Below are 6903 nucleotides of genomic sequence, written 5' to 3'. Positions count from 1 at the left end.
AGTTAAAACTAAATTAAGAAAAACGTTATAGATATTTTAATTTAAATAATATTTTTCAAAAAAATTAATATATTTATAGAAAAAAAAATAGTAATTTAATAGTTTTTTTACATATAATAAAATTCCATGATAAAAAATATTAAATAGTATTGAAAATCATTATCAAATAGCATATAATAAGATTTGGAAAAACATAATATTGTAAATTTAAAATGATTTTTTATAAAAGAATTTAAAAAAATTAAAAAAATAATATACATATATGAGAGGAGGAAATATTAAAGTTTTAAAATAATTAAATCTTTAATATGTAAACTTATGAAAAAAAATTTATCTAAGACATTAGCAATGTTAGTTATTTTAAGTAACATAGGAGGGATAGGGACTACACAAGTTTTAGCTAAACCTAAAGAAATAGGTACTGCTGAAAGTAGTAAAAACTTAAATAATAAATTAAGTTTTTGTCCAAATTTATTAAAAACAGAAAAAACTAAAGAAAAAAATAGATATTTAATAAAATTTAATGATACTACTAAAGTTAGAAATTACATTGATTCTGTAACAAACATTGAAGTTAATGGAGTTAAATATGAAAAATCCTATAGTTTATCTAAAAATGAATATATATTTAGTGTTAACTTTGGAGGTCTATTGTTAACAGATACTTCTTTTAAAGAGGGGGATAATGTTATTAAAATAGAAGCTAATGGCTATTACGATTACATTATAAAAATAAAATTTGATGGAACATTTGTGGAACAACAAGGAATAAGTACAGAAAAGGAATTGAATGAAGAAAATAGTGACAATAAAGAAAATATAAATATATCTAATAAAATAGAAGAAAATTTAGAAAAAGAAAAGAAAGAAACAAAAGATTTTAAGTCAAATGATGCAAACTGTATACTTTCTAATTTAAATAATAATTTAGAGGATGGATTGTATACTTTAGAATTCAATGCTTATAAAGTAGATAGTGATGAATCATCTATGTTAGGAGGATTCTTTGATAAAAATGTTAAATTGGAAGTGAAAAACAAAAAAATGACATTAACTTTTTTAAATACTTTTTTTTCAGAAATGATGATTGATTTTCGTTTGAGTTCTAATGAGAATTTTCCTAATAGCATAAAACAAAATATTTCGGAAGTGGGGAAAAATGGAGAGTCAAAAGGGCAAATAATTACTGTACCAATTACAGATTTAACAAAACCTAATATTGTAGGTGTGCTTGTTACTGCAATGGGTGGACAAAAAAGTGACATAGGCAATATGGACAAATATAGAAAAGCCAGAATAATTTTTAAACCTACATATAAAAAAGGCTGGATAGGTTTTAATCAATTAAATAACAAAGTAAGTGATGATGAACTACTTGATAAAGCTTTGATAGATCAACATTTAGATTTAAATAAAGATGGAAAAATTAGTGAAGAAGAATTAAAGAAAGCATCTGGAACTATTGATTTATCTGGATGTAAAATAAAAGATATTTCAAAATTAAAATTTTTAGGGGAAAATGTAAAAGAATTATTTTTAGGAGGAAATGAAATAGAAACATTACCTATAGATGTATTTTAAAATTTAACCAATTTAGAGGTTTTATCTTTAAATAATAATAATATTAATGTAATTCCTAAGGGAGTATTTGATAAATTAACTAATTTAAAAAGATTACAATTAGGAAATAATAAAATTAAATTTGTGGAAGAAGGAACTTTTGATAATTTAACTTGTTTGAAATCAATATCTTTAAATTATAACTACTTAAATAAATTACCAGATAATATTTTTAATAATTTAGATTTGTTAGAATCATTATATTTAGATAATAATAATTTGAGAAAATTACCTAACTCTATGGAAAATTTGAATAATATTACTTATTTATGTTTAGGAAAGAATAATTTAGAATTTATTCCAGAATATATAGGTAAATTAGAGAAATTAAAGAATTTAGAATTACAACATAATAACATAAATAAAATACCTAGCTCATTCTATAATCTTAAAAATCTAACAAAATTTAACATTGAAGATAATGAGATATTAGATATTCCTAAAAATATAGATGAAATTTTTGAAAAAGCAAATATTGATATTAGTTTAAATAAAGTTAATACTGATGGAATGATTAATTTAGAAAGATTAACAATAAAACCTCAGAAGATAGAAACTAAAACTTTATTTAAAGCGGAAAATGGCCTTATAACAATAGAAAGTGAGTTATCCCCATTAGATATACTTTGTTGGGATAAATTTTGGGATAGAAGTTTACCTAATAATAAATTTGCAAATATAGAAAATTATAAAAAGTATTTAAATAATAAGAATGTAGTAGATTTATTAAATTCTAAAAATTATGATTGGACAATAAAAACAGATATTCAGAAAAAAGATAATAATGGACAATATAAAACTTTAAAAAACATATTAGAAGAAGATAAAGCATATAAACCAATTAATTATACTGATAAAAATATGAAAAATGGTGATGAATATAGAGTTATTACAACAGTATTAGCTAGTCAAACTGCCATTAAAGAATTAGAGTTTAGAGATTTTATTTATGCAACAGCAATAGTTAATGAATACGAAAAATCTAAATTGGAAAAAAATGAAAAAAAAAATGAAGTTTCAATATATGAGATTAAAAATAATATTGAAGATACAAGTGATATAGGAAAATCAATGGTAAGAAAAGTATTAAAAGATACCACTAAAGTAGAAGTGAATAATGAAAAAAAATATTTAACTTTTGACATGGATACTCAAGGATATTTAAAAGATATTGACACATTTATTGATGGTAAAGAAGTACCACATGAAAAAATAAAGGGTGAAGGTAATAATTTAAAGATAAAAGTACAAACTCCTGAAAATAATTTCAAAGTAGGTATGAAGATGTTTGTAATTCCTATGAATCGTTCAGTTGATTTTTCAATTGTTCATGATAAAAATACTTTAAAGCCAATAAAAAAAGATTTAAATGAAAGTAATGCAAAATTACCTTCAGAAAAAAAATTGCAAAAAGATACAATAAAAGAAAAGGTTAAAAATGAAGAAATAAAAAATTCTAATAGTTTTTTAAATAATAAAAATGAAGATGAAAAAATATCTAAAAGTGAAAAAGACAAGTATATTAATGAAAATAATAAAATTCTACCAAATACAGGACAACCTATAGGTGCCAGTATATTATCTATAGTAGGTTCAAGTATTATGGCATTAGGAGTATTTCTAAAGAAAAAAGGTAGAAAGTAGGAATAGGATATGAAGATATTTAAAAGATTAATAACCATGTTTTTAATAAATATATTTATATTTACTAATAGTTTAATGGTTAAAGCAGCAGATAATGGTGGATTTAAAAGTGGAATTTATACTGTACAAAATGATATATATCATAGTTCAGAAACAGGAAGGTCTATGGCAAGAGGGCGTTTAGATCCCAATATGAAAATGGAAATTAAAAATGGAAATGTATTTTTTACAATAACTCTTTCTGGAGCTCAATATATGAGTAACTTTAGAATGGTTGTAGATGGTAGAAGTGTGGAAGTAGATACTGTAGATAAAGATACAAATAATGATACCATAACATTAAAATTTAAAGCTAATTCACCAAGTTCTAAAATTACTCCTAAAATATATGTTGGACCTATGAGTAGAGATGTAAGCTTTAATATAATTCCTAAATTAGAAACAGCAAATCTTATAGAAGCTATAGAAGAGCCTAAGCTTAATAAAGAAATTTCTAAAGGAGAAAAAATTAAAGAGCAAGTTAATAAAGAAAATAAGGAAGAAACATCTAATAAAGCTATTATTACTAATAATGAACCAAAAGAAAATTCAACCAATAAGATTGATGAAGATAGTAAAATAACAGAAATTAAAAAAGAAAATAATGAAAGTACTTCTGAACAGTTAAATAAAGATAAAGAAAACAAGGAAAAAAATTCAGATAAACAAGAAAATATGGAATCACAAGAAGTTAAAGCAGAGGAAAATAATATAGAGAATAATCTAAATGAAAACAAAGATAATGAAGAAAAAAATGTTTCGAATGAAAAATTAAATCTTGAAGATGAAGGAAAAGGTAATATTTACGAAAGATTAAATAAAAATGTAATGATAATTATTTTAGTAATTGGAATTGTTACTGTTGGTGGAACTATATTTGCAGTAAAGAAGTTAAAAAAACAACATAGATAGTAATATATAATAAAAAGAGGTTCCATAAAATATCATTGTAAAAATGAATTTTAATGAATCTCTTTTTATAATTAAATTTAAATAATATTTTAAGGAGATTAATTATGAATTTTAAAAAAATAATATCTTATGCTATGTCATTTTTGCTAGTAATTTCTTTAGGAGCTTGTTCAAGTACAGAAAATTTAAATAACAATGAAAATAAAACTGCTAATAGAGAACCAGTTATAATTTCTACATCAGTAGCAGTAACAGAAATATTGGATAGTTTAGATATTAAATTAAAAGGAGTACCTACAACTATATATAACTTACCAGAAGGAACAAAAGATGCTGTAAAAGTTGGAAGTCCTATGAATCCAGATTTAGAGATAATTAAATCATTAAATCCTACAGTAGTTGTTTCCGTTGATACTTTAGGGGATGATTTTAAAAATATATTTATAGAAAATAATATTCCTAGTGAATTTGTAACTTTAACTAGTTTAAATGGGTTAAAAGAAACTATAGATAAATTAGGAAATAAATTTAATAAAAAAGATGAAGCAGATAAGATATTATCTACAATAGTTTCAAAAGAAAATGAAATAATAAAAGCTCATAAGGGAGAAGAAAAACCAAAAGTTTTAATAGTATTTTCTGCACCAGGAAGTTTAATGATAGGAACTGATAAATGTTATTTAGGAAGTTTAATAGATGCAATTGGAGCGGAAAATCTTATTAAAAATAATAAATCACCATTTGTTCCTATTAACATGGAAGAAATAGTAAAGTTAAATCCTGATAAGGTATTAGTTATGACGCATGGAGATCCAGAAACTTCTAAAGTTATGGCAAAAAATGAATTAACTACAAATCCAATGTGGCAAAGAGTAATCGCTGTTAAAAATAATAAAGTAGAGTATTTAGATAGTGAGTATTTTGGTATGAGTGCTAATTTAAAAGTAAATAATGCTTTAGATATGCTAGATAAAACTTTATATAATAACTAAAGGAGAAATAATGAATAATAAAAACAATATAAAAAAAACAATATATATAGGAATTTCTAGTATTCTATTATTATTAATAGCAGTAATATCCATGAAAATTGGAAGTATAGATATAACCTTTAAAGAGTTGATAACTGGAATATTAACTAACAATAACCAAGATAATATGGGAATAATACGAGATTTAAGAATGCCAAGAGTAATTACAGCTATTTTAGTAGGTGCAAACCTTGCAGTTTCAGGTGTTTTATTACAGTCTATAATAAAAAATCCACTAGCAGACCCTTCAGTAACAGGAATATCATCGGGTGCTAGTTTAGTAACAATAGCAATTATGGTTTTATTTCCTTCATTAAATAATTATAGAGTTTTATTTGGTTTTTTAGGAGGATTATTATCTTGCATAATAGTTTATTTATTAGCATTTAAAAAAAACATATCACCTATGAGAATAATACTTGCTGGAATTGCTGTTAATGCAATGCTAGGAGGTATGACAACAATGATAACTATATTTAATGGAAGGAATTCTTTAAGTGTTCAAATGTGGCTTTCAGGGAGTTTAGCAACAGTAACATGGAAAGATGTAAATGCTCTTTTTATAAATACTTTAATAGGATTAATAGCTGCATTTATTTTGTTTAAAGCATGTAATATAATTATACTTGGAGACAAAAATGCTAAAAGTTTAGGTTTTAATGCTGATGTATTAAGGATTGTAATATCTTTAGTTGCGGTTTTTTTAGCAGGAATATCAACTTCAATAGTAGGAATAATAGCATTTATTGGATTAGTAGTACCACATATTTGTAGAATTTTAATAGGATCTAATCATAAATATTTACTACCTTTTAGTTGCATAATAGGAGCCATGCTACTTTTAATAGCTGATACATTAGGACGAACCATAGCTAAACCTTATGAGATACCTGTAGGAATAGTAATGGCTGTTATTGGAGGTCCATTCTTTTTATATCTTTTAAGGAGGAGCAAAGCATAATGTTAAGAGGAGAAAATATAGAATTTTCTTATGATAATAAAGAGTTTATAAAAAATTTAAATATACATATACCTAAAGGAAAAATAACTACAATACTTGGGCCAAATGGAAGTGGAAAGTCAACATTATTAAGTATGCTTTGCACTTTTAATAAACCTAAAAGTGGACAAATATATATAGAAAATACGCTAATTAATAATTTAAAATGTAAAGAAATTGCCAAAAAGATTTCTACAGTATATCAACATAATAGTACACCTGAGGATATAACAGTAGAAAATTTAATTGGATATGGAAGAATACCTCATAAGAGTTATTTTCAAAAAAACAATAAAGATGATGAAAATATAATAAATTGGGCAATGGAAGCTACAGGATTAAAAGAATTAAAAAATAAATATGTTATGAATTTATCTGGTGGAGAAAGACAGCGAGTTTTTATTGCTTTAGCCTTAGCACAAAAACCAAAAATATTATTTTTAGATGAACCTACAACGTATTTAGATATTTTTCATCAAATAGAAGTGTTAGAATTAGTTAAAAAATTAAATAGTAAGTATAATATAACAGTTGTTATGGTATTGCATGATATAAATCAGGCAATAAAATATAGTAATAAAGTAGTAGTTATGAAAAATGGATGTATAATGGAACAAGGAGAACCAAATGAAGTCATAACTGAACAATTATTAAAAA

The 6903-nt window shown here is 23.7% G+C and carries 6 protein-coding genes and 1 pseudogene; all 7 read left to right on the top strand.

The features are described 5' to 3' along the window. Window positions 1-318: 318 nt before the first annotated feature. Window positions 319-1581 carry an NEAT domain-containing protein gene (locus GBZ86_RS10970; RefSeq protein ID WP_152890617.1) on the top strand — a complete coding sequence of 421 codons (1263 nt, stop codon included), beginning with the start codon at window positions 319-321 and terminating at the stop codon, window positions 1579-1581. A gap of 18 nt (window positions 1582-1599) precedes the next feature. Further along, window positions 1600-1899, top strand: a pseudogene (locus GBZ86_RS18440) (leucine-rich repeat domain-containing protein); the annotation flags it as partial. A 231-nt stretch (window positions 1900-2130) separates the two neighbouring features. Further along, window positions 2131-3264, top strand: a complete 1134-nt coding sequence (locus GBZ86_RS18435; protein WP_327444986.1) for an NEAT domain-containing protein — start codon at window positions 2131-2133, stop codon at window positions 3262-3264. 9 nt (window positions 3265-3273) lie between these two features. Continuing rightward, a complete protein-coding gene (locus tag GBZ86_RS10960) occupies window positions 3274-4215 on the top strand; it encodes an NEAT domain-containing protein (protein ID WP_152890613.1) in 942 nt (313 codons plus the stop codon). Between the two features lie 104 nt (window positions 4216-4319). Continuing rightward, window positions 4320-5207: a heme ABC transporter substrate-binding protein IsdE gene (gene isdE, locus GBZ86_RS10955; protein WP_152890611.1), complete on the top strand. Its 888-nt coding sequence runs from the start codon at window positions 4320-4322 to the stop codon at window positions 5205-5207. Window positions 5208-5217: 10 nt separating this feature from the next. Then, window positions 5218-6207 carry a FecCD family ABC transporter permease gene (locus GBZ86_RS10950; RefSeq protein ID WP_152890609.1) on the top strand — a complete coding sequence of 330 codons (990 nt, stop codon included), beginning with the start codon at window positions 5218-5220 and terminating at the stop codon, window positions 6205-6207. Continuing rightward, window positions 6207-6903: ABC transporter ATP-binding protein (locus tag GBZ86_RS10945; protein WP_152890607.1), on the top strand; the 697-nt coding region annotated here is incomplete at its 3' end. The genes GBZ86_RS10950 and GBZ86_RS10945, both read left to right, overlap by 1 nt.

The sequence above is a fragment of the Clostridium tarantellae genome, assembly GCF_009295725.1.
Classification (GTDB): Bacteria; Bacillota; Clostridia; order Clostridiales; family Clostridiaceae; genus Sarcina; species Sarcina tarantellae.
This window is presented reverse-complemented; position numbering and strand designations above follow the sequence as displayed.

Excerpts from the sequence above, each read along its gene's own strand:
- GBZ86_RS10970 (WP_152890617.1), top strand. The coding sequence starts at position 319 with ATGAAAAAAAATTTATCTAAGACATTAGCAATGTTAGTTATTTTAAGT.
- GBZ86_RS10960 (WP_152890613.1), top strand. The coding sequence starts at position 3,274 with ATGAAGATATTTAAAAGATTAATAACCATGTTTTTAATAAATATATTT.
- isdE (WP_152890611.1), top strand. The coding sequence starts at position 4,320 with ATGAATTTTAAAAAAATAATATCTTATGCTATGTCATTTTTGCTAGTA.
- GBZ86_RS10950 (WP_152890609.1), top strand. The coding sequence starts at position 5,218 with ATGAATAATAAAAACAATATAAAAAAAACAATATATATAGGAATTTCT.
- GBZ86_RS18435 (WP_327444986.1), top strand. The coding sequence starts at position 2,131 with ATGATTAATTTAGAAAGATTAACAATAAAACCTCAGAAGATAGAAACT.